The following is a 379-nucleotide window of genomic DNA, read 5'->3' as shown; positions in this document are numbered from 1 at the left end:
CTCGACGCTCGTCCGGTCACCGCGGACGCGCAGGCGCTGGCCGAGGCGGGACTGCGCGAGAAGGGCGCCGAGTTCCGCGCCGACGGGGCCGAGCTCTACATCCCGATCCGCCAGGCCTGAACGCGATGGCCGCGATTGCCATCGCCGGCGCGGGGCTGGCCGGGCGGCTGCTCGCCTGGGCGCTCGCGCGCGCCGGGCACCAGGTCGAGGTCTTCGACGCCTCGCCCGTGCCCGATCCGACCTTCGACGCGCACGGCGCCGCGGCCTTCAGCGCCGCGGGCATGTTGAGCCCGTTGGCCGAGCAGGAGCAGGGTGGCGCCGAGATCGCCGCCCTCGGCTGGCGCTCGCTCGCGCTGTGGCCGCGCATCGTCGCGGCCCT

Annotated in this window: 1 protein-coding gene; it reads left to right on the top strand. The window is 76.8% G+C overall.

The genetic code is table 11. The annotated features are described in order from the left end of the window. Nucleotides 1–125 precede the first annotated feature (125 nt). Nucleotides 126–379: FAD-dependent oxidoreductase (locus tag CS062_RS25235; protein WP_143742534.1), on the top strand; the 254-nt coding region annotated here is incomplete at its 3' end.

Origin of the sequence: Roseateles chitinivorans, from assembly GCF_002761755.1 — a bacterium.
In the GTDB taxonomy this organism is placed as follows: Bacteria; Pseudomonadota; Gammaproteobacteria; order Burkholderiales; family Burkholderiaceae_C; genus Roseateles; species Roseateles chitinivorans.
This window is presented reverse-complemented; position numbering and strand designations above follow the sequence as displayed.